Genomic DNA, 22573 nt, shown 5'->3' with positions numbered 1-22573 from the left:
CGGATCCACCTCAGCAGGCTCTCCGGGCGGCGTGCAGCCTGCTGAAGCGCGCACAGCCTGCCGAGGTGCTCGCGGTCAGTCGAAGGCGCGCTCGGCGTCCCAGCGCTCGAGGTCCGCGAGCCACGCGGTCGCGGTTCCGTCGGAGGGTGCTCGCCAGTCGCCGCGCGGTGAGAGGGAGCCGCCGGCGAGCACCTTCGGCCCGTTCGGCATCGCGGACCGCTTGAACTGCGCGAAGCCGAAGAAGCGGCGGAGGAAGACCTCGAGCCACCTCCGGATCTCCGGCAGGTCGTACGCCGCCCGCTTCTCCTCCGGGAAGTGCGGCGGCCAGGCGCCCGCTGCGGGGTCGTGCCACGCGTGCCAGGCGAGGAAGGCGATCTTCGACGGGCGGAAGCCGTACCGGAGCACGTGGAAGAGCGCGAAGTCCTGCAGGGCGTACGGCCCCACCTTCGACTCGGTCGACTGCAGCTGATCGCCCGGAACGAGTTCGGGGCTGATCTCGGTGTCGAGGATCCGGCCGAGCGTCGCCGACACCTCGGCGTCGAACTGGCCGGTGGCGATCACCCACCGGATGAGGTGCTGGATGAACGTCTTCGGGATCCCGCCGTTGACGTTGTAGTGGCTCATCTGATCGCCCACGCCGTACGTGGACCAGCCGAGCGCCAGCTCCGACAGGTCGCCGGTGCCGAGCACGATCCCGCCCCGCTGGTTCGCGATGCGGAAGAGGTAGTCGGTGCGGAGGCCCGCCTGCACGTTCTCGAAGGTCACGTCGTACACGGGCTCGCCGTCGCCCGCCGGATGCCCGAGCTCCCGAAGCATCGTCGTCGCGGTCGGCCGGATGTCGATCTCCCCGACGGTCACGCCCAGCGAGCGCATGAGTGAGCGGGCGTTGCCGCTCGTCTCGTCCCCGGTCGCGAACCCCGGCAGCGAGAACGCGAGCACATCGGTGCGCGGTCGGCCGGTGCGGTCCATCGCCTGCGCGGCCACGAGCAGCGCCTGGGTGGAGTCGAGGCCGCCGGAGACGCCGATGACCACCTTCGGCCGTCCGATCGCCTCGAGCCGCTGCACGAGGCCGGCGACCTGGATGTTGTAGGCCTCGTAGCAGTCCTGCGCGAGCCGCGCCTCGTCGGCGGGGACGAACGGGAACCGCTCCACCCGGCGTTCGAGCCCGATGTCGCCCTGCACCGGACGCAGGTCGAACCGAATGCGGCGGAAGCCGTCGACGCGGTCGGCGTGCGTGCGGCGGTTGTCGTCGAACGTCCCCATCCGCATGCGCTCCTGGCGCAGCAGGTCGAGGTCAACGTCGGCGACCGCGATCCGGTCCCCGTCCGGGAAGCGGGCGGTCTCCGCGAGGAGCACGCCGTTCTCGTAGATCATCGTCTGCCCGTCCCAGGACAGGTCCGTGGTGGACTCGCCCCGTCCGGCGGCGGCGTAGACGGACGCGGCGAGGCAGCGTGCGGACGCCGACTGCACGAGGAGCCGGCGCTGCTCGGCGCGGCCCACGGTGATCGGGCTCCCCGACAGGTTGGCGAGCACGGTCGCACCGGCGAGGGCCGCTTCGGCGCTCGGGGGCACCGGGACCCACATGTCCTCGCAGATCTCCACGTGCAGCACGAGACCCGCGAGATCGGCGGCCTCGAACAGCAGGTCCGGTCCGAACGGCACCTCCTGATCGCCGACCCGGATCACGCCGCCGCGCCGGTCGTCGCCGGGGGTCAGCTGTCGCCGCTCGTAGAACTCGCGATAGGTGGGGAGGTAGGACTTCGGCACGACGCCGAGGACCCTGCCGCGGTGGACGACGACCGCGCAGTTGAAGACGCGGCCCTCGTGGCGCAGCGGCGCGCCGAGGACGAGCACGGGCTGCAGCTCGACGCTGTCGGCCACGATCCTCCGCAGGCCCGCCTCCACGGCGTCGAGCAGCGCGTCCTGCAGCACCAGGTCGTCGAGCGAGTAGCCGGAGAGCGCCAACTCGGTGAAGACCGCGACGTCGACCCCGTCGTCGCTGCAGCGCTCCGCGAGCTCGAGCACGTCCTCGGCGTTGGCGATCGGGTCGCCGACGGTCGTGAGGCCCGTGCAGGCGGCCACCCGGGCGAACCCGTGCTCGTGGATGGAGCGGAAGTCCATCAGCGCGCTCCGCGGGTCAGACGGTCGCGAAGACGGTCACCGCGTTGTGGCCGCCGAAGCCGAAGGAGTTGCTGACCGCGACCAGATCGCCGTCGGGCAGCGGCCGCGGCGAGGTGGCGACGTCGAGCGGGATCTCCGGGTCCGGGTCGGAGAGGTTGATGGTCGGGGGAGCGACCCGCTCGTGCAGCGCCTTCACCGTGAAGACCGCCTCGATCGCGCCCGCGCCGCCGAGGAGGTGCCCCGTGGCCGCCTTGGTCGCGCTCACCACAACGTCGTCGAGGTGAGCGCCGAACACGGCCCGCATCGACTTGTACTCGGCGATGTCGCCGACCGGCGTGCTCGTCGCGTGGGCGTTGATGTGGGCGACGTCGCCGACCGACATCCCGGCGTCCTCGAGCGCGAGGCGCATCGTGCGCGGCACCGAGCCGCCCGGGTCCGGGTCGGGGGCGCTGATGTGGAACGCATCGCTCGTCACCGCGCCGCCGAGGAGGCGCGCGTAGATCCGAGCGCCGCGGGCCCTCGCGTGGTCCTCGCGCTCCAGGATGAGCGCAGCGGCCCCCTCGCCGAGCACGAAGCCGTCCCGGCCCGCGTCGTACGGGCGGGACGCGAGCGCCGGCTCGTCGTTCCGCTTCGACAGCGCCTGCATCTGCGCGAACGCCGCGAGCGGGAGGGCGTGCACGCACGCCTCCGTACCGCCCGCGATGATGACGTCCGCGTACCCGAGTCGCAGGTGATCGAGCGCGTTCCCGATCGCCTCGTTGCTGGAGGCGCACGCCGACACCACGGTGCGGGCGCCGGCGCGCGCCTTGAACTCCATCTCGATCGCCGCGGCGGCGGCGTTCGGCATCAGCATCGGGACCGTCATCGGCGGGACGCGCCGCGGCCCCTTCTCCTTCAGCGTGTCCCACGCCGACAGCAGGGTCCAGACCCCGCCGATCCCGGTCGCCCAGTCGACGCCGAGGCGGGTCGGGTCGACGTCGGGGGCACCGGCGTCCGCCCACGCGTCCCGCGCGGCGAGCAGCGCGAGCTGCGCGCCGCGGTCGAGGCGCTTCGCCTCGATCCGGTCGAGCACCTCGGTCGGGTCGACCTTCGTCGTCGCGGCGAAGGTCACGGGCAGCTGCAGCTCCTCCACCCAGGGGTAGGGCAGCGTCCGCGCACCGGATTCACCGGCGAGCAGAGCCGTCCACGTGTCCTGCGCGTTCGCACCGAGGGGCGAGAACGCACCGATACCGGTGACGACGATGTCTGGAGCTGCCATGGAGCTGCGGAGGCCTTCCGAAGGGGTGGGTCAGGACTGGGCGGCGGTGATGAAGTTGACCGCGTCGCCGACGGTCTTGAGGTTCTTGACCTCTTCGTCGGGGATCTTCACGTCGAACTTCTCCTCGGCGTTCACGACGATGGTCATCATCGAGATGGAGTCGATGTCGAGGTCGTCCGTGAACGACTTCTCCATCTCGACGGTGTCGGTGGCGATGCCCGTCTCGTCGCTGATGAGCTCGGCGAGGCCGGCGAGGACTTCTTCGGTGGACTGGGCCATGTGGGGGTCGTTCTCCTTGGTCTCACAGGCTCCGCAGCGCGCGGAACCGGTCGATGGTCAGTGTATTGGGGCGTCCGTCGCGCCCCGTCAGGGGAGGCGCACGACCTGAGCGCCGAAGACGAGCCCTGCGCCGAATCCGATCTGCAGGGCGAGGCCTCCCGACAGCTCCGGGTGCTCGCCGAGCAGCGCATGCGCGGCGAGCGGGATGGACGCGGCGGAGGTGTTGCCGGTGTGGGCGATGTCCCGGGCGATCGCGACGTGCGCGGGCAGCTTCAACTGCTTCGCGAGCTCGTCGATGATGCGCATGTTCGCCTGGTGTGGGATGAAGGCCGCGAGGTCGTCCGCGGTGATGCCTGCGGCGTCGATCGCCTGCTGCGCGACCTTCGCCATCTCCCAGACCGCCCAGCGGAAGACGGTGGGCCCCTCCTGGCGCAGCGTCGGCCAGTCGACCTCGCCGCGGCCGTCGCGGTACGCGGCCAGCGGGCTGTCCATGCCCACCACGTCCCACTTCGAGCCGTCGGAGCCCCACACGGTGGGGGAGACGCCCGGCTCGTCCGACGGGCCGAGCACCGCGGCGCCGGCCCCGTCCGCGAGGAGGAAGGAGATCGTGCGGTCCGTCGGCTTCGCGTAGTCGGAGAGCTTCTCGGCGCCGACGACGAGCACGTACTCGGCGAGCCCCGTGCGGATGAAGGAGTCGGCCTGGGCGACGCCGTACGTGAAGCCCGCGCAGGCGGCGGAGATGTCGTAGGCGGGAGCCGGCGTCGCGCCGACGCGCTCCGTGAGCAGCGCCGCGAGCGACGGGGTCTGCACGGTGTTCGAGATCGTGGACACGAGGACGGCCCCGATCTGGTCCGGCCGGATCCCGGCCGTCTCGATCGCCTGCTTCGCGGCCTGCTCGGCGAGGTCCACCGCCTCCACCTCGGCGCTGGCCCTGCGCCGCTCGATCACACCGGTGCGCTGGCGGATCCACTCGTCGGACGAGTTGATCGGGCCGACGATGTCGTCGTTCGGGACGGTCACGTCGCCGCGCGCGGCGCCGTAGGCGAGGATGCGCGAACCGGGACGCCCGGTCGTCTGGTGCAGGGCGGTCACCGGAGGCCCGCGATCGCGATGCGCGTCGTGATGATGTTCATTCGGTCCGATCGAGCAGGTCCTGCGCCGCGGGGATGTCCGACGGCGTCTTCACCGCGACGGTCGGCACCCCCTTGAGCGCGCGCTTCGCGAGCCCGGTCAGCGTGCCGGCCGGGGCCAGCTCGACGAGCCCGGTGATCCCGGCACCAGCGAACGACTCCATGCAGCGGTCCCACCGTACCGGCGACGCCACCTGACCGACCAGCAGGTCGAGGAACGCGCGGCCGCTCGTCACGGCGGATCCGTCGCGGTTCGTCCACAGGCGGGTCGCCGGGTCGACCGGGGAAAGGGAGCCGGCGAAGTCGCGCAGGGCGTCGACCGCGGACCCCATGAAGGCGGTGTGGAAGGCACCCGCGACCTGGAGGGGGATGACCCTCGCGCCGGCGGGCGGCTCCGCCCGCAGCGCCTCGAGTGCGGGCAGCTCGCCCGCTGCGACGATCTGCGAGGCGCCGTTGCGGTTCGCCGGGGTGAGGCCCAGCTCGGTGAGCCGGTCGATCACGACCGTCTCGTCGCCGCCCACGACCGCGCTCATCCCGGTCGGGGTCGCGTCGGCGGCCGCCGCCATCGCCCGCCCGCGGACCGCCACGAGGCGCATGCCGTCCTCTGCGGGCAGCACGCCGCTCACGACGGCAGACGTCACCTCGCCGACCGAGTGACCGGCGACGGCCTCGATCCGACGCTGGAGCGCGGCGGCGGTGATGATGCCCGCAGCGACGATGAGCGGCTGGGCGACCTCCGTCCGGCGGATCGTGTCCGCGTCGGCGGTGGTCCCGAGCGACACGAGGTCGAGCCCAGCGGCCTCGCCGAGGGCCTCGAGCTGGGCGCGGACGCCGTCGAGCTCCAGCCACGGCGCGAGGAACCCGGGGGTCTGCGAGCCCTGCCCGGGCGCGACGACGACGATCACGAGGATCCAGTCTGGCGGACGGATCGCACAGAACGCTGAGCACGCCTCCAACGATCTGCTCGAATCGTTGTGCGAGCCCCACAGCCCAGGCGGCGGGGTTCAGCGCTTGCGGCGCACCTGCGGCGGCTCGCTGATCGCGCCGACGATCAGCGCCGCGTGCAGCACGAACGCGTCGCGCGGCGAGGTCGGATCCCACCCGAGCAGCTCCGTGATGCGCTTCAAGCGGTACCGGACGGTGTTCGGGTGCACGTACAGCTCGCGAGCGGTGCCCTCGAGCGAGCGCCCGTTGTCGAGGTACGCCCAGAGCGTCGCGAGCAGCTCGGGGCTGTGATGCTCCTTGAGCGGCGCGTGGATCCGGGTCACGAGCGTGGTCCTGGCGAGCGGGTCCCCGGCGAGCGCGCGCTCCGGCAGCAGGTCGTCGGCCGCGACCGGTCGGGGCGCCGAGCGCACCGCGCGCGCCGCGGCGAAGCCCGCGAGGGCGGCCCGGGCGCTGCGGGAGGCGGCGACCAGGTCCGGCACCGTGGGCCCGAGGACGACGGGCCCGGCGCCGAACCCCGACTCGAGACTCGTGGCGATGTCGAGGAAGGACGGCTGCGAGCCGGGCGGCAGCTCCTCCGCGGGCGGATCCTCCGGTCGCGGCGGCGGTTCCTCGGTTCGGGGGAGCGGGCCCGCCGCCTCGTCCGAGCGGCCGATGACGAGCACGAGGCGGGCGCCTTGCACACCGATGAGCACGTCGGAGGCGAGGTGGCGCGCGGTCCGCCGCAGCTGGTCGACGTCGAGCAGCCGGGGCGTCGTCCCGACCAGGACCGAGACCTCCCCGTGGCCGTGCCAGCCGAGCGCCGCGATCCGGCTCGGCAGCGCGTCGTCGGCCTCTCCGGAGAGGATCGAGTCGACGACCAGCGCCTCGAGCCGGGCGTCCCACAGCCCGCGAGCCTCCGCAGCCCTGGCGTACACGTCGGCCGCGGCGAACGCGATCTCGCGCGAGTACAGCAGGATCGGCTCGCGGAGGGTCTGATCGGTCGCGCTCGAGATGCGCTCCTCCACCACCTCCACCGTGGCGCGGATCAGCTGCAGCGTCTGCTGCAGGCTCACCGAGCGCAGCAGCTCCCGCGGCGCCGCCCCGAACACGTCGGCGGCGATCCACGGCGTGGACGACGGGTCCTCGTACCAGCTGATGAACGAGCGGATGCCCGCCTGCGCCACCAGCCCGACCGAACTGCGCCGGCCGGGCGGCATCTCCCGGTACCAGGGGAGCGTGTCCTCGAGCCGCTTCAGGGTGGCGGTGGCGAGCTCACCCGCGATCTGGCGGAGCCACGCGAGGGTCTCCGCCTTGGACCGAGCCGCCACCGCCCGTCAGCTCAGCTCTCGCCGCCGGTCGATCCCGAGGTGCCGGCGGTGACGTCGTGCAGCCGGTACCGCTCGATCGCCTGCGCGGCCGCGTAGGGGTCGACCTTGCCCTCGTCGGCCAGGGCCTCGAGCGCGCGGACCACGACGGACGGGCCGTCGATGTGGAAGAAGCGCCGCGCCGCGGCCCGGGTGTCGGAGAAGCCGAAGTCGTCCGCGCCGAGCGTCGCGTAGGTGCGCGGCACGAACTGACGGATCTGATCGGGCACCGAGTGGGCGAAGTCGCTGACCGCCACCACGGGGCCCTCCGTCTGCTCGAGCTTCTCGGTCACGAACGGCGTCCGGCGGTCCGCGGTCGGGTTCAGGAACGCCTCGTGCTCGGCCTTCAGGCCGTCCCGGCGCAGCTCGCTCCAGGAGGTGACGCTCCAGACGTCCGCCGCGACGCCCCAGTCCTTCTCGAGCAGCTCCTGCGCCTCGAGCACCCACGGCACGCCGACGCCGGAGGCGAGCAGCTGCACGCGCGGGCCCTGCGACTCGGAGCGCTTCAGCAGGTAGATGCCCCGCTTCACGCCCTCGACGTCGAGCCCCTCCGGTTCGGCCGGCTGCGGCATCGGCTCGTTGTAGACCGTCAGGTAGTACATGACGTTCGGCTCCGGGTGCTCACCCCCGTACATCCGCTCGAGGCCGTCGGCGACGATGTGGCCGATCTCGTACCCGTACGCCGGGTCGTAGGCGACCACGGCCGGGTTCGTCTCCGCGAGCGCGAGCGAGTGGCCGTCCGCGTGCTGCAGGCCCTCGCCGGTCAGCGTGGTGCGCCCCGCGGTCGCGCCGATGAGGAACCCGCGGGCCATCTGGTCGCCCGCGGCCCACAGGGCGTCGCCCGTGCGCTGGAACCCGAACATCGAGTAGAAGACGTAGACCGGGATGAGCGGCTCGCCGTGGGTGGCGTAGGAGGTGCCGATCGCGGTGAACGCGGCCACCGCGCCGGCCTCGTTGATGCCGACGTGGACGATCTGGCCCTGCGGGCTCTCCTTGTAGGCGAGCAGCAGCTCACGGTCCACCGAGGTGTAGTGCTGCCCACGCGGGTTGTAGATCTTCGCCGTCGGGAAGAAGGCGTCGATGCCGAACGTCCGTGCCTCGTCGGGGATGATCGGCACCACGCGAGCGCCGAAGTCCTTGGCGCGCACGAGGTCCTTGAGCAGCCGGACGAACGCCATCGTGCTGGCGACCTGCTGCGTGCCGGAGCCCTTCTTCACGACCTGGTACGCCTTCGCGTCCGGCAGCGCGAGCGGCTTGTGCTCGGTACGGCGCTGGGGCACGTAGCCGCCGAGCGCACGACGGCGCTCCTGCAGGTACTGGATCGCCTCGTCGTCCTGTCCCGGGTGGTAGTACGGCGGAAGGTAGGGGTTCTCCTCGAGCTGCGCGTCGCTGATCGGGATCCGCAGCTCGTCGCGGAACTGCTTCAGGTTGTCGAGCGTGAGCTTCTTCATCTGGTGGGTCGCGTTGCGCCCGGCGAAGTTCGGCCCGAGGCCGTAGCCCTTGATCGTCTTCGCGAGGATGACCGTCGGCTGCCCCTTGTGCAGCATCGCCGCCTGGTAGGCCGCGTAGACCTTCCGGTAGTCGTGGCCGCCGCGCTTGAGGTTCCAGATCTGGTCGTCCGTGTAGTCCTCGACGAGCTTCGCGGCGCGAGGGTCGCGGCCGAAGAAGTTCTCGCGGACGTAGGCGCCGTTCTCCGCCTTGTACGTCTGGAAGTCGCCGTCGGGCGTCGTGTTCATGAGCCGGAGCAGCGCGCCGTCGGTGTCGCGGGCGAGGAGGTCGTCCCACTCCCGGCCCCACACGACCTTGATCACGTTCCACCCCGCGCCGCGGAAGTAGCTCTCGAGCTCCTGGATGATCTTGCCGTTGCCGCGGACGGGTCCGTCCAGGCGCTGCAGGTTGCAGTTGATGACGAACGTGAGGTTGTCGAGCCCCTCGTTCGCCGCGACCTGCAGCTGGCCGCGGCTCTCGACCTCGTCCATCTCGCCGTCGCCGAGGAACGCCCAGACGTGGCTCTCGGACGCGTCCTTGAGACCGCGGTTCGTGAGGTACTTCGCGAGCTGGGCCTGGTAGATCGCGTTGATGGGCCCGAGCCCCATCGACACCGTCGGGAACTGCCAGAACTCCGGCATGAGGCGGGGATGAGGATAGGAGGGGAGGGCGTGCGGCGCGTGCGACTTCTCCTGCCGGAACCCGTCGAGGTCGGCCTCGGACAGCCGGCCCTCGAGGAACGCGCGGGCGTACATGCCGGGAGAGGCATGACCCTGGAAGAAGACCTGGTCCCCTCCGCCCGGGAAGTCGGGTCCGCGGAAGAAGTGGTTGTAGCCGACCTCGTAGAGCGCGGCGGACGAGGCGTAGGTCGAGATGTGGCCGCCGACCGCGATGCCGGGTCGCTGCGCGCGGTGCACGGTGATGGCCGCGTTCCAGCGGATCCACGCGCGGTAGCGCCGCTCGACGTCCTCGTCGCCGGGGAACGTCGGCTCGTCCTCGGGCGCGATGGTGTTGACGTAGTCCGTCGTGGGCACCATCGGGATGCCGAGGTGCAGCTCCTGGGACCTGCTGAGCAGGCTGAGCATGATCTCGCGCGCCCGCTCGTGGCCGAGCCGGCTCACGAGGGTGTCGAGGGACTCCACCCACTCGGCGGTCTCGGCCGGGTCACGGTCGAGGGTGCCTGCGAGGTAGGGATTCTGATCGTTGACCGCCACCCGCGTTCTCACTTCCTGGTCGAGGACGAGCGGTGATCGATCCTAGTGCGCGAGCGCCGTGCGGCAGCCCCGCGGACCATGGTTCGTCGAGGACCCACGGCAGTACGCTGACCGCCGTCGGGGCCTTTAGCTCAGTCGGTAGAGCGCCACGTTTACACCGTGGATGTCACGCGTTCGAGTCGCGTAGGGCCCACCGCGGTCCGGCGTGCTGGATCGACGCCCCGTCCCGAGTCCGACGGAGCGCAGCGTCGTATCTGGGACCGGGCGTCGATCCCGCGATGCGGTTCGAGCACACGCCGCGGAGCGGGGGAGGCGCGTCCGTGGCCGCCGCTACGATCCTCCGCATGGCGGACGACCGGTCGAACACCGGCTCCGCGGCGACCGAGGGCGCCGTCCACGACGACGACGAGCTCGCCGAGGTGCTCGCCGCAGAGCTGGAGCGCTACTCCACCGGCTCCGTGCCGGTGCTCCCGCGCGACAGCGCCCCTGCCGCTCAGGAGCCGCCGCTCCAGCCGCTCGCGGTGCCGCGGATCGACGAGGCGCCGCAGCGGGAGCCGTCGGTGCCGGACGGCAGCGCGTTCTCGCGGCGGGCCGCGGCGTTCGAGCGCGCGATCCGCCCGCCCGCGTTCGACGCGCCGGTGCCCGAGCGGTCCGTGCACGAGCCGTCCGTGCCGGAGCCGTCCGTGCCGGAGCCGTCCGTGCCCGAATGGTCCGTGCAGTCGACCGCTGGAGCCGGGCTGGGGACGGAGCGGCCGACGGCACTGCACGGCTCGCCCGGACCGGTCATGCAGCCGACTCCGCTGCCGACGGCCGACGACCTGCCCGTGAAGCGCCGGACCGGCTTCCGTCCGCCGCCGTCCGCGATCGCGACGCCGCCCGTCGAACCGCTCGACCGGGTGCTGCCGCCCACCGGTCCGGTCTCCCTCCCGGAGCCGACGGCGAGCCTCCTCGAGGCGATGATCACCGGCGCGATCCCGACGATCGAGACGCCGGTGCAGCGCAGCGCCAGGCACGCGGCGCCGCGGGAGTCGCAGGAGCCCGTCCCGACGCCCACCGGGGATCGGTTCGCGACCGGTCCCGCGGCCTCCGGGGGCTTCTACGAGGACTGGGAGCAGTCGCTCCGCTCGATCGGCCGGCCTCGGCCGCCGTGGGAGACGGACGACGAGATCGTCCCGACCGGCGGCGACGTCGACGTCGCGACCGTCGCGCTCCCCGTGCAGGGCAGCCGTCCGGTGCCGCGCACCGACGCCGAACCGATGCGGCGCGGGGCGCACGCGCTGCCGGAGGACTCGGGCCCGATCCGGGTCCCCGACGGCATGCTGCAGCCGCGGCGTTCGGGGCGGCGCCGCGCTCCTGCGCCCGACGAGATCGTGCCGGAGCCGCCGGCGCCCCCGTTCGCCGTCTCGCCTCAGGGGCCCGTCCTCCCTCCCGTGGACGACCGGCCGGAGGAGCCCGACCTCGACGTGCGCGGCGCCGCCCAGCGCCCGGTCCCGCCGTTCGGCTTCGCGGAGCAGCCCTTCGCGCCGCAGGGCTTCACCGAGCCGTCGCCCCGACCGTTCACGGAGGTCCACGACGCGTGGCTGCCGCCGGAGGAGGCGCCGGTCGCGGGCGGGCTCTTCGACGTCGACGACGAGGGGATCGACGAGGTCGCCGTCGACTACCCCGAGGTCAGCGCGGCGACGACGGGCGCGGTGGACCTGCCGAGCGTCGAACCGCGGCCCCGGACCGCCCCCGTCCTGATCGAGCGCGTGCGGACCGCGCTGCTCCAGCTGCCGACCGTGCCGCCGTCGCCGACGGGGTCCGGTGCCGCCGCCGTCGTCGGACGCTGGGTCGGCGCGTTCGCGTCACCGCTCGTGCTGGTGCTCGGCTTCGGCCTGGCGGCGGCCGGAGCCGGACCCGGCGCGGTCGTGGCGGTGCTCCTCGGCGCGCTGCTCGCGGTCCCCGCGCTCGTGCGCGTGGCGGGATGGTCGGCGCGCGTGGCCGACGACGGCGCGATGCTCGAGACGACGGTCCTGGGCTCCCGCGCCGGTCGCGTCGCCGCGGTCGTGCTCCTGGTCGCCCGGCTGGGGACGGCCGCGGCCGTGCTCCTCGCGATCGGATCCACGGCGGGCGCCTGGGCGGGCCGGACCGGGGCGCTCGGCCTCGGCTCCTCGAGCGCGGCCCTGCTCGGCTGCACCGCGGTCGGGCTCGTCGCCGTCCTGTGCGCGGCGCTCCCGACCAGGGCGACCGCGGTGCTCACGCTGGTCGCCGCCGTCCTCGGGGCGGTGGGCACGCTGCTCATCGCGCTGGTCCTCGCCCCGACCGGCGGCACCGCCGCCGCAGCGACCGGGGGAGGCGCGGTGGCCGCCGCGGGGGCGGGGTTCGCCGCGGTGGGGCTGCTCCTCGTGCTGATCGGCGCCGACGTCGCGCGGTGGCGCACCGATCTCGCCAACCCGGTCTCGACCGCCGTCGCCTCCGCGGTGTCGGCGGTGTGCGGCGCGGTGATGATCTCGGGCTCGGCGGTGATCGCCGGTCGGCTCTCCGGGGGCGGCGCGGGCGTGGACGAGTTCGCGGGTGCGCTGTCCGACGCGTCGGCGAGCCTGCTGGCCGCCCCGATGCTCGTCATCCTGCTGGTGTCGGCCCTGACGCTCCCGGTGCTGCTCATGCGGTCGGCCGGCGCATCGGCCGCGCGTCTCCTCGGCGCAGGACGGCCGGTGCGGCTCGGCGCCGCCGCGAGCGGCCTCCTCGCGCTCGCCGTCGCGCTCGGGATGCTGGCGGCCGGCGTGGGCACGACCGCCGCCGTGCTCGCCGTCGCCGGGATCTGCGGGGTGCCGGTCGCGGCGTGGGCCGGCGTGCTGACCACCGGAGGAGCCGCGCGGCGTCCGTCCACGACGGCCGTCGGACTCGCCGTCGCCGTGCTCGTCGGCTGGGCGCTCTCCGACGGGCTGGTCCCCGGCGCCACGAGCCCGCTGCTCGCCGTGCTGCCTCCGTCGTCCGGGCTGCACGGGGGACCGGTCGTCGGCCTCGCGGCAGCGCTCCTGATCGGTGCGGCCGGCGGCCTGCTCGGCCGTTCCTCCGCGGCGACCGGCGGCCGCGCGGCGGCCGGTCCCGCCGATACGGTGGAGGGATGACGGTTCCTGGCATCACTGCACCTCCGGCGACCCAGGCGCGACTGCTCGACCTGCAGGGCATCGACGACGAGCTGACCAGGATCAGCCAGCACCGTCGCCGCCTGCAGCAGGCGGGCGACATCGCGGCGGCCGAGGCCGAGCGGAGCGCGTTGCGGCGCGCGGCCGCGGATCGGCGCGGCGAGCTCGAGGACCTGCGCACGCGGATCGGGCGCGTCGAGACCGACGTGCGGACGGTGGAGCAGCGGCTCCAGCGCGACGAGGGGCGCCTCGCGACGACGAGCTCGCCCAAGGACGCGAGCGGGCTCGAGCAGGAGATCGCATCGCTCCGCCGCCGCCGCGAGGCCCTCGAGGACGACGAGCTCGAGCTCATGGAGCAGGTCGAGACCGTGGAGTCCGCGGCCACGGTCGTCGCGAACTCGCTGGCCGAGGTGGAGGACCGGATCGCGGCCCTCCGGACCGACCGGGACGACGCGCTCGCCGGGCTCGAGGCCCAGCAGGCGGCCGCGCACGAACGCCGCACCGCGCTCGTCGGCGAGCTGCCAGCCGACCTCGTCGCGCTCTACGACCGGCAGCGCACCCGCTACGGGATAGGCGCCGCGCGGCTCGTGGGCGCGGTCTCGGAGGGAAGCAACATGGCGCTCACCGGCGCGGACCTCGCCGCGGTCCGCTCGGCCGCACCGGATGCGGTCGTGCTGGATCCGGAGAGCAACTGCATCCTCATCCGGTCCTGACCCGATGAGCCCGGGGAGACGCGGCCGGGGCGTCGCGGGACGTCGCCTCGCCGTCGCGGTCCTCGCGGGCCTGGCTGCGGGGTTCGGGGCCGCGGCGCCGCTCGGGGCCGAGTTCGGGCCCGCCGTCGGCTGGCTCGTCGCCGCGACCGTGTACCTCGTGTGGACCTGGCTCGCGGTCGGACGGATGGACGCGGAGACCACCAGGAGGCGGGCGACGCGCGAGGACCCGACCGTCACCGCCTCGCACGTCGTGCTGCTCGTCGCGAGCCTGGCGAGCCTCGCCGGGGTGGCGGTCCTGCTCGTCGCGAGCGGGAAGGGGCAGAACGTGCCGGCTGCGGCGCTCGGCCTGCTCAGCGTCGGCGCCTCCTGGTTCACGGTGCACACCGTCTACACGCTCGGCTACGCGGCCGCGTACTACGGCGGCACCCCGGGTGGCATCGACTTCAATCAGCGTGCGGCGCCCGCGTACTCAGACTTCGCGTACGTCGGCTTCACGCTCGGGATGACGTACCAGGTGTCGGACACGACGATCACGGACACGGCCATCCGCGGCATGGTGCTCCGGCACTCGCTGCTGTCATACGCGCTCGGCGCGGTGGTCATCGCGACCACGGTGAACCTGGTCGTCGCCCTGCTGGGCTGACCTGCATCGCCCGCGCGGGCGAGAAGAACGGGCCGGCGATACGCCGGGTTCTGTACCCGCCCCGAGCGGGGCGGGTGACGGCCATCTCTCTCGGGGACGCGTTGCCGCGGCCCTCCAGCGGTCCACCCGGGACCATCGGCGAGCAACCGAATCGGTCCCTGTTCGACCTTGCTCCAGGCGAGGTTTACCCAGCGAGCCCGCTCACACGGGCCCCTGGTGGTCTCTTACACCACCGTTTCACCCTTACCGCCGTCCGGCCGTGAGGCCGGGCGGAGGCGGTCTGCTCTCTGTTGCACTTGCTCTCGGGTCACCCCGGGTGGGCGTTACCCACCGCCCTGCTCTGTGGAGCCCGGACGTTCCTCGGCGCCGGCCTCACGACCGGCGACGCGACCGTCTGCCGGCCCGTTCCGGCGACGAGTCTACGGGGCGACCGGGTTCGTCTCGCGGATCAGGTGCTCGGCGCCCTTCGTGCGGCGCTGGCCTGAGCCGTGCGCCGCGAGCGAGGCGGCCCCGAGGATCCCCGCGTTGTTCCGGAGGGTCGCCGCCACGATCGGGGTCTCGAGCTGCAGGAGGGGGAGGAACTCCTCGGCGTGCTTGCTCACCCCGCCGCCCACGATGAACAGGTCGGGGGAGAACAGCCGCTCGAGGGTCGTGTAGTACGTCTGCAGGCGCCCGGCCCAGCGCTTCCAGCTGAGCTCCTTCTTCTCGCGCACGAGGTTGGAGGCGTACTTCTCGTAGTCGCGATGGGGACCGATGTCGAGGTGGCCGAGCTCCGCGTTGGGCACGAGCAGGTTGCGGTAGATGATCGCGCTCCCGATGCCCGTGCCGAGCGTGGTCATGATCACGAGCCCGTCCTGGTCCTTCGCGGCGCCGTACTCGCTCTCCGCGTAGCCGGCCGCGTCCGCGTCGTTGACGAACGTGATGTCGCGACCGAGCGATCCCTCGAACAGCTGCTCGGCGGCGAGGCCGATCCACTTCTTCGAGACGTTCGCGGCGGACATCGTGCGGCCGTCCCGCACGACGGCGGGGAAGCAGACACCGATCGGAGCCGTGTCGTCCGACTCGGACAGCTCCGCGAGGATCGACCGAACCACGGCGACGACGTCGTCGGGCTCGCCGCCCTCCGGGGTCGCGTGCTTGATGCGGTCGCTGACCAGCTCGCCGGAGTCGAGGTCGACGAGACCGCCCTTGATGCCGGTCCCGCCGATGTCGATGCCGATCGCCTGCGCCACGGCCGTCACAGTAGTGCCCGCGTTAGCATGCCCGCTGGGGCGCGGCCCCTGGCGAGAGGAGGCCTCGTGGCCGACGACGAGCAGTGGTGGTACAACACGCGGACCGGTGAGGTCGAGCACGGCGCGCAGTCCCCGTGGTCGGATCGTGCGGGCCCGTACCGGACCCGCGAGGAGGCCGAGGGGGCGCCGGCGCGCATCGCGGCGAACTCGCGCCGCATGGCGGAGGACGACGACTAGACCGGCACCGGGCCTCCGACCCGCGCCGCAGCGCTCCGCCCGCGCCCGCGAGCACGACAGCAGGAATCGTCGAGCCCGACAGCAGGACGCGATCGCATCGGCAGGAGTGATCGCGCGTTCTCGTCCTGCTGAAGCGCCTCGATCCTGCTGAAGTGCTCCTCCGGCCGGCTGCAGCGGCGGCGGGTGGGAGGCCGGGTGAGGCCGGACTACTCGTACTCGTGCTCGGGGGCCGGGTACGCGCCGGAGGCGACGTCTCCCCGGAAGTCCGCGACGGCCTTCGACAGCGCGCCGCGCAGATCCGCGTACTGCTTCACGAAGCGGGGGAGCCTGCCCCCGGTGAGCCCGGCGAAGTCCGTCCACACCATCAGCTGGCCGTCGACGTGCGGGCCCGCGCCGACCCCGATGGTGGGGATCGAGAGCCGCTCGGTCACCCGCCGGGCCGCCTCCGACGGCACCATCTCGAGCACGACGGCGAACGCCCCCGCGTCCTCGACCGCGATCGCGTCGGCCAGCAGCTCGTCCGCGTCGTCGCCACGGCCCTGCACCCGGTGGCCGCCGAGCCGGTGCTCGCTCTGGGGCGTGAAGCCGATGTGCGCCATCACGGGGATGCCCGCCTCCACGACCCGCGCGATCTGGTTGGCGCTGCGGCGGCCGCCCTCGAGCTTCACGGCGTGCGCCCCGGTCTCCTTCATGAACCGGATCGCGGTGGTGAGCGCCTGCTCCGGGCCGATCTCGTACGACCCGAACGGCAGATCCGCGACGACGAAGGCGCGGTGCACCGAGGACGCGACGGCACGGGCGAGGGGGATGAGCTCCTCCGTCGTCACGGGGACGGTCGTGTCGTACCCGAGCACGGTGTTGCCCGCGGAGTCACCGACGAGCAGGAAGTCGATGCCGGCCTCGTCGAAGATCGCCGCCGTGTTGGTGTCGTAGCTGGTCAGTCCGGTGATGCGGACGCCGTTGCGCTTCGCGTCGAGGAAGTGCCGCGTGCGCACCTTCGCCTTGGGGTCAGCCATGCGCCGAGGCTACGCGAGCGCGATGCGCCGTGTCGGGCCCTCCCGGTAGGTTGGCACCAGGCTCCCACGCCGAGTCCCAGCACGCCACGCGACGAGGAGTGAATCCGAAGTGGTCGACAAGCAGCGCGACTTCGTGCTCCGCACGATCGAGGAACGCGGCATCAAATTCGTCCGCCTGTGGTTCACGGACGTCGTCGGGACGCTCAAGTCGGTGGCGATCGCCCCGGCCGAGGTGGAAGGGGCGTTCGCGGAGGGCATCGGGTTCGACGGCTCGGCGATCGAGGGCTACACGCGCTCGTACGAGGCCGACGTGCTCGCCATGCCGGACCCGGGCACGTTCCAGATCCTCCCGTGGCGGGGGGAGATCGACCCGACCGCGCGGATGTTCTGCGACATCACGACCCCCGACGGGCAGCCGGCCGCCGCGGACCCGCGCAACGTGCTGAAGCGGGCGCTCGCGAAGGCGAACGACCACGGCTTCACCTTCTACACGCATCCCGAGATCGAGTTCTACCTCCTGAAGTCCTCGGCGATCGGCCCGAACGGGCCGGAGCCCGTCGACTCCGCCGGCTACTTCGACAACGTGCCGGGCGGGACAGCGCACGACTTCCGCCGCCGCAGCGTGCGGATGCTGGAGGACCTCGGCATCTCGGTCGAGTTCAGCCACCACGAGGCGGGCCCCGGCCAGAACGAGATCGACCTGCGGTACGCGGACGCCCTCACGACCGCGGACAACATCATGACCTTCCGGACGGTCATCAAGGAGGTGGCGATCGAGCAGGGCGTCTACGCCACCTTCATGCCGAAGCCCCTCTCGGGGCAGCCGGGCAGCGGCATGCACACCCACATGTCGCTGTTCGAGGGCGACGCGAACGCGTTCTTCTCCGCGAGCGGCCAGTACCACCTCTCCAGCATCGGCAGGCGGTTCATCGCCGGGCTGCTCAGGCACGCGCCCGAGATCACGGCGGTCACGAACCAGTTCGTCAACTCGTACAAGCGGCTGTGGGGCGGCGACGAGGCGCCCAGCTACGTCTGCTGGGGCCACAACAACCGGTCCGCGCTCGTACGGGTGCCGCTCTACAAGCCGACGAAGGGGCAGTCGTCCCGTGTCGAGTACCGCGCCATCGACTCCGCGGCGAACCCGTACCTCGCCTACGCGCTCATGCTCGCCGCCGGTCTGAAGGGCATCGAGGAGGGGTACGAGCTGCCTGCCGAGGCGGAGGACGACGTGTGGTCGCTCTCCGACAACGAGCGCCGCGCGCTCGGGTTCGATCCCCTCCCCGCCAACCTCGACTCGGCGATCCGGCTGATGGAGGACTCGGAGCTCGTCGCCGAGACCCTCGGCGAGCGGGTCTTCCGCTACGTGCTCGCGAACAAGCGGCGCGAGTGGGAGGCGTACCGGGACCAGGTGACCCCGTATGAGCTCGCCAGCAACCTCGAGCTCCTCTGACCGCGGCGCGGTCCCGCCCGGGCGGCGGGGCGGCGGCGAACTCCGGCTCACGGAGCTCGCCCGCGCCGGCTTCCTCGACCTGACGGGTGCCCGCTCCGACATCGAGGCGCTCGCGAGCCGCTCCGGGATCGCCGCGACGGCCGTGCTCGGCGCGTTCGACCGGCCCGTCGGCGCCCCGGACGAGGCGCTGCACGCCCTCCGCAGGCTCGCCGACCGGGACGAGACCGGCGTCGCAGCGGTGTTCCAGGAGCCCGGAGCCGCACGCCGACTCGTGCTCGTGCTCGGGGCGTCGAGCGGCCTCGCCGACTTCCTGATCCGCCGACCGGAGGCGCTCGGCTCGCTCCTGCAGCCGATGGCGGCGCCGCCCGGTCCGGAGGCGCTCACCGCGGCGCTGCTCGCGTCCGTCGGGGCGCAGGACGGGATGGCGGCGATCACCGGCACCGATGCGCGCCGCGCGCTCCGGATCGCCTATCGCCGCGAGCTCACGCGGCTGGCCGCCTGGGATCTCGAGCAGCAGTCCGGGGCTGCGGCGTTCGAGCGGGTCGCGGCGGCGCTGTCCGACCTGGCCGCCGCGGCCCTCGGCGCGGCGCTCGCGGTCGCCAGAGCCGAGGTCGCCGCGTCGGCCGGTGCCGACCGGGCGCTGGCGGTGCCGCTCGCGGTCATCGGCATGGGGAAGGCGGGGGCGCGGGAGCTCAACTACGTGAGCGACGTGGACGTCATCTTCGTGACCGACCGCGTGGAATCGGACGCCGGCTTCGACCCCGTGCCGATCGCGACGCGTCTCGCGATCGGCCTGATGCGGGTGATCGACGACACCGACGTCGAGCCGCCGCTCTGGCAGGTGGACGCGAACCTCCGCCCGGAGGGCCGCAACGGCGCGCTCGTGCGCACCCTCGCGTCCCACGTCGGGTACTACGAGCGGTGGGCGTCCGGGTGGGAGTTCCAGGCGCTGCTGAAGGCCTGGCCGCTCGCCGGCGATCTCGAGCTCGGCGCCCGCTACATCGCCGCGCTCCGGCCGAGCGTCTGGCAGGCGTCGGCGCGCGGCGACTTCGTGCAGGACGTGCAGCGGATGCGGCAGCGCGTCGAGGAGCACATCCCGGCGGGGCAGGCGGAGCGGCAGCTGAAGCTCGGCCCTGGCGGTCTCCGTGACGTCGAGTTCACCGTGCAGCTGCTGCAGCTCGTGCACGGCCGGACCGACGACCGGGTGCACGCGCGGGCCACGCTGCCCGCACTCAGGTCGCTGACCGAGCACGGCTACGTCGGCCGGGTCGAGGCCGCCGAGTTCGGCGAGGACTACCGGGTGCTCCGGCTCGTCGAGCACCGGCTGCAGCTGCGGCGCCTACAGCGCACCCACCTCCTGCCGACCGACGAGGCCGAGCTCCGCGTCATCGCCAGGTCGAGCGGCCTCGCGGCGGACGGCGCGGAGCTCGGGGAGCGGATCGCCCGCGTCCGCAGCCGGGTCCGGGGCCTCCATCAGCGCCTCTTCTACCGGCCGCTGCTCACCGCCGTGAGCCGCCTGCCCGAGGACGAGCTCATGCTGACGCCCGAGGCGGCGCTCGACCGGCTCGCCGGCATCGGCTTCATCGACCCGAAGGGGGCGCTCCAGCACATCGCCGCGCTGACCGCCGGGGTGTCGAGGCGAGCGGCGATCCAGCGCACCCTGCTGCCGGTGCTCCTGCAGTGGTTCTCGGAGGGACCGGCGCCGGACCTGGGGCTGCTCGCGTTCCGTCGCCTGTCCGAGCGCCTGGGCGACACGGCGTGGTACCTCCGGATGCTCCGGGACTCGCCGACGGCGGCGCGGCGGCTGGCGACCGTGCTCTCCGAGTCCCGGTTCGTGACGGGGCTGCTCGAGACGATCCCGGAGGCGGCCGCGTGGCTCGAGCGCGACGCGGACCTGCGGCCCCGCCCCAGGTCGACGCTCCGCGCCGAGACGTCCGCGACCGTGCTGCGGCACCCGAGCAGGGACGGGGCGGCGGAGGCGCTCAGGATCGCGCGGCGGCGCGAGGTGCTGCGTCTCGCGCTCGCTGCGCTGCTCGGCACGATCACCGTGCAGGAGCTGGGCGAGGCGCTGACGGACGTCACCACCGCGCTGCTCGCCGGGTGCGTGCGAGCCGTCCGGCGTGACGACGGTCCGTGGCCCGAGTTCGCGATCATCGCGATGGGCCGGTACGGGGGAGCGGAGCTCGGGTTCGGGTCGGACGCGGACGTCATGGCCGTGTACCGGCCGATCGCCGGGATGCCGGACGAGGTCGCGCAGCGGCAGGCGGCCCTGCTCGTCGCCGAGATCAAGCGGCTCACGACCGACCCGCGCCTCCCGCTCGACCTCGACTTCGACCTGCGGCCGGAGGGGCGCAACGGGCCGGTGGTGCGCTCGTTCCGGTCCTACGAGGCGTACTACGCGCGCTGGTCGCTCACGTGGGAGTCGCAGGCGCTCCTCCGGGCGCACGGGGTGGCGGGGGACCGCACCCTGGTGACCGACTTCGAGGCGCTCGCGGACGGCCGGCGGTACCCGGAGGCGCTGGACGACGGCGCCGTGCGCGAGATCCGGCGGATCAAGGCCCGCATGGAGACCGAGCGCCTGCCCCGCGGTGCGGATCCGGCCCGGCACCTGAAGCTCGGTCCCGGCGGTCTGTCCGACGTCGAGTGGATCGTGCAGCTGCTCCAGCTCCGCTACGGGGCGCAGGTGCCCGGGCTGCGCACCCAGAGCACGCTCGGCGCGCTCGACGCCGCCGTGTCCGCCGAGCTCGTCGACCGGGACGACGCCGCGCAGCTCCGGCACGCCTGGGTGCTCGCGTCCCGCCTCCGGAGTGCGATCACGCTCTGGACGAACCGCACCTCCGATCTCCTGCCCACGGACCGGGACGCGCTCGAGGGCATCGCGCGCATCCTCGAGTACCCGCCCGGCTCGGCCGCCCAGCTGGAGGACGACCTGCTGCGGGCGACCCGGCGCGCCAGGGCCATCTTCGAGCGCCTCTTCGCCTGACCCGGCTCGCGAATCCTCCGAGCCCGAGTCCGAGCACGAGTCCGAGCACTTGAGCAGGCTGTGCTCGCTTCGGCAGGCTGTCGGCGGGCGCTGCGGCCTGCCGAAGCGGATCGGGCCTGCCGACGTGCTCGGGGGAGGATCGCGGGCGCCGATCCGCTCCTCCACAGGCCGATCTTCGCCCCGGGAGCGAGCTGGCCTGGTTCGGCGCCCTCGCACCCGGCCAAGGTCGTCGCCCATGGCCGACTTCTCGTTCCTCACCACCGCCGAGCTCCGCGCCCAGGGCTACGACATCGACCGGATCAGGGCGGAGATCGCCGGGGGTCGCCTCGAGCGGGTGATCCGGGGCTGGTACTGCCGCCCGGGTGCGGATCGGGGCGCGGTCCGGGCGATGTGCCTGGGCGGCCGGATCAGCTGCGTCTCGTCGCTCGCGCTGCACGGCGGCTGGCTTCCTCCCGATCCGGGCCTGCACGTCGGCTTCCCGTCGCACGCGTCGGGCCGCCGGATGGCGCGCAGGACCGCGCCGGAGGGCACCGTGGCGCACTGGCATCCGAAGGATGCGGCCACCGGATCCGCCTACGCGGTCACGCCGATCGACCACGCGATCGCGGACCTCCTGGTCTGTCAACCGCCCGCGTTCGTGGTCGCGACGCTCGATTCGCTGCTGCACAAGCGGGTCGTGCAGCGGAACAGGGTCGGTGCGCTGATCCTCGCGGGGCCGCAGCGGCGCCATCACCTGGCGTCGAGGCTGACCGCGGCCTCCGGCTCCGGGATCGAGTCGATCGTCCGCTTCGGGCTCTCCGCGGCGGGCATCCACGGACGCATCCAGGTGGTGGTGCGCGGGGCGTACCGGGTGGACGTGATCATCGACGACTGGCTGGTGCTGGAGCTGGACGGTCGCGACACGCACGCGCAGGAGAAGGCGTTCACCGCCGACCGCCGCCGGGAGGCCACGATCATGCGAGACGGGCGGATCGTGCTGCGCTTCTCGTACGCCATGGTCATGTACGAGTGGGACTTGCTGCTGGCCACCGTCCAGGACGTCATGCGCCAGCACGCTCCGGTCGGGTGAGCACCTCGGCAGGCTGTCTGCATTTCGGCAGGCTCGGACACCGCCCCACAGCCTGCCGAAGCGATCCCAGCCTGCTCAGGTGCTCGGTGATCGCAGCCTGCTCACGTGCTCACCCCGGTCGGGTGTGCACCTCGGCAGGCTGTGCGCACCTCGGCAGGCTCGGACACCGCCGTACAGCCTGCCGAAGGGATCGCAGCCTGCTCAGGTGCTCGGTGATCCCAGCCTGCTCAGGTGCTCACGCGCGGGGTGGAGACGACGGAGGCCGCCGTCCCGAGCGGGACGACGGCCTCCGGGCGGGCTCCGGATCAGACGCCGAAGTACAGC

At 73.1% G+C, this 22573-nt stretch carries 16 protein-coding genes, 1 tRNA gene and 1 other RNA gene; 8 read left to right on the top strand and 10 right to left on the bottom strand.

Annotation, left to right across the window (positions count from 1 at the left end; genetic code table 11):
• Positions 1–75: 75 nt before the first annotated feature.
• The 7 genes from ACTHLI_RS00410 to aceE form a co-directional block, all read right to left on the bottom strand.
• Positions 76–2121 carry an NAD(+) synthase gene (locus tag ACTHLI_RS00410; protein WP_440180654.1) on the bottom strand — a complete coding sequence of 682 codons (2046 nt, stop codon included), beginning with the start codon at positions 2119–2121 and terminating at the stop codon, positions 76–78.
• 16 nt (positions 2122–2137) lie between these two features.
• Positions 2138–3379 carry a beta-ketoacyl-[acyl-carrier-protein] synthase family protein gene (locus tag ACTHLI_RS00405; RefSeq protein ID WP_440180652.1) on the bottom strand — a complete coding sequence of 414 codons (1242 nt, stop codon included), beginning with the start codon at positions 3377–3379 and terminating at the stop codon, positions 2138–2140.
• 30 nt (positions 3380–3409) lie between these two features.
• Positions 3410–3658: an acyl carrier protein gene (locus ACTHLI_RS00400; RefSeq protein ID WP_440180650.1), complete on the bottom strand. Its 249-nt coding sequence runs from the start codon at positions 3656–3658 to the stop codon at positions 3410–3412.
• A gap of 87 nt (positions 3659–3745) precedes the next feature.
• Positions 3746–4750 (bottom strand): beta-ketoacyl-ACP synthase III, encoded by a 1005-nt coding sequence (locus ACTHLI_RS00395; RefSeq protein WP_440180648.1) that lies wholly within the window; start codon positions 4748–4750, stop codon positions 3746–3748.
• Positions 4751–4787: 37 nt separating this feature from the next.
• Positions 4788–5693: an ACP S-malonyltransferase gene (locus tag ACTHLI_RS00390; RefSeq protein ID WP_440180647.1), complete on the bottom strand. Its 906-nt coding sequence runs from the start codon at positions 5691–5693 to the stop codon at positions 4788–4790.
• Positions 5694–5792: 99 nt separating this feature from the next.
• Entirely contained in the window at positions 5793–7040 is a 1248-nt protein-coding gene (locus ACTHLI_RS00385; protein ID WP_440180646.1) for a PucR family transcriptional regulator, read from the bottom strand.
• 11 nt (positions 7041–7051) lie between these two features.
• Complete coding sequence (gene aceE / locus ACTHLI_RS00380) at positions 7052–9778, bottom strand: pyruvate dehydrogenase (acetyl-transferring), homodimeric type (RefSeq protein WP_440180644.1); 2727 nt, start codon at positions 9776–9778, stop codon at positions 7052–7054.
• Between the two features lie 120 nt (positions 9779–9898).
• Here aceE and ACTHLI_RS00375 point away from each other — a divergent pair.
• The 4 genes from ACTHLI_RS00375 to ACTHLI_RS00360 all read left to right on the top strand — a co-directional run bounded on the left by ACTHLI_RS00375 (position 9899) and on the right by ACTHLI_RS00360 (position 14262).
• Positions 9899–9971 (top strand) — tRNA-Val (locus tag ACTHLI_RS00375).
• A 151-nt stretch (positions 9972–10122) separates the two neighbouring features.
• On the top strand, positions 10123–12888 hold the full coding sequence (locus ACTHLI_RS00370) for a hypothetical protein (protein WP_440180642.1): 2766 nt from the start codon (positions 10123–10125) through the stop codon (positions 12886–12888).
• Positions 12885–13619, top strand: coding sequence for a zinc ribbon domain-containing protein (locus tag ACTHLI_RS00365; RefSeq protein ID WP_440180641.1), 735 nt, complete (start codon positions 12885–12887; stop codon positions 13617–13619). The genes ACTHLI_RS00370 and ACTHLI_RS00365 overlap by 4 nt, the downstream gene beginning before the upstream one ends.
• A gap of 4 nt (positions 13620–13623) precedes the next feature.
• On the top strand, positions 13624–14262 hold the full coding sequence (locus tag ACTHLI_RS00360; RefSeq protein ID WP_440180639.1) for a DUF1345 domain-containing protein: 639 nt from the start codon (positions 13624–13626) through the stop codon (positions 14260–14262).
• 23 nt (positions 14263–14285) lie between these two features.
• Here ACTHLI_RS00360 and rnpB read toward each other — a convergent pair.
• Both rnpB and ppgK read right to left on the bottom strand, forming a co-directional pair.
• Positions 14286–14668, bottom strand: an RNA gene (rnpB, locus tag ACTHLI_RS00355) — RNase P RNA component class A.
• 13 nt (positions 14669–14681) lie between these two features.
• On the bottom strand, positions 14682–15494 hold the full coding sequence (gene ppgK / locus ACTHLI_RS00350; RefSeq protein ID WP_440180637.1) for a polyphosphate--glucose phosphotransferase: 813 nt from the start codon (positions 15492–15494) through the stop codon (positions 14682–14684).
• A gap of 66 nt (positions 15495–15560) precedes the next feature.
• Here ppgK and ACTHLI_RS00345 point away from each other — a divergent pair, with 66 nt between their 5' ends.
• On the top strand, positions 15561–15731 hold the full coding sequence (locus ACTHLI_RS00345) for an SPOR domain-containing protein (protein WP_440180636.1): 171 nt from the start codon (positions 15561–15563) through the stop codon (positions 15729–15731).
• Between the two features lie 206 nt (positions 15732–15937).
• On the opposite strand, the gene panB is transcribed toward ACTHLI_RS00345, so the two are convergent.
• Complete coding sequence (gene panB / locus ACTHLI_RS00340) at positions 15938–16747, bottom strand: 3-methyl-2-oxobutanoate hydroxymethyltransferase (protein ID WP_440180635.1); 810 nt, start codon at positions 16745–16747, stop codon at positions 15938–15940.
• Positions 16748–16856: 109 nt separating this feature from the next.
• Between panB and ACTHLI_RS00335 the strand changes: the two genes are divergently transcribed.
• The 3 genes from ACTHLI_RS00335 to ACTHLI_RS00325 all read left to right on the top strand — a co-directional run bounded on the left by ACTHLI_RS00335 (position 16857) and on the right by ACTHLI_RS00325 (position 22249).
• On the top strand, positions 16857–18197 hold the full coding sequence (locus ACTHLI_RS00335; protein WP_440180633.1) for a glutamine synthetase family protein: 1341 nt from the start codon (positions 16857–16859) through the stop codon (positions 18195–18197).
• Positions 18166–21180 (top strand): bifunctional [glutamine synthetase] adenylyltransferase/[glutamine synthetase]-adenylyl-L-tyrosine phosphorylase, encoded by a 3015-nt coding sequence (locus ACTHLI_RS00330; protein ID WP_440180631.1) that lies wholly within the window; start codon positions 18166–18168, stop codon positions 21178–21180. The genes ACTHLI_RS00335 and ACTHLI_RS00330 overlap by 32 nt, the downstream gene beginning before the upstream one ends.
• Before the next feature lie 235 nt (positions 21181–21415).
• Entirely contained in the window at positions 21416–22249 is an 834-nt protein-coding gene (locus ACTHLI_RS00325; RefSeq protein ID WP_440180629.1) for a DUF559 domain-containing protein, read from the top strand.
• The last annotated feature ends 324 nt before the right edge of the window (positions 22250–22573 follow it).

Source organism: Amnibacterium sp., assembly GCF_051956055.1.
Classification (GTDB): Bacteria; Actinomycetota; Actinomycetes; order Actinomycetales; family Microbacteriaceae; genus Amnibacterium.
This window is presented reverse-complemented; position numbering and strand designations above follow the sequence as displayed.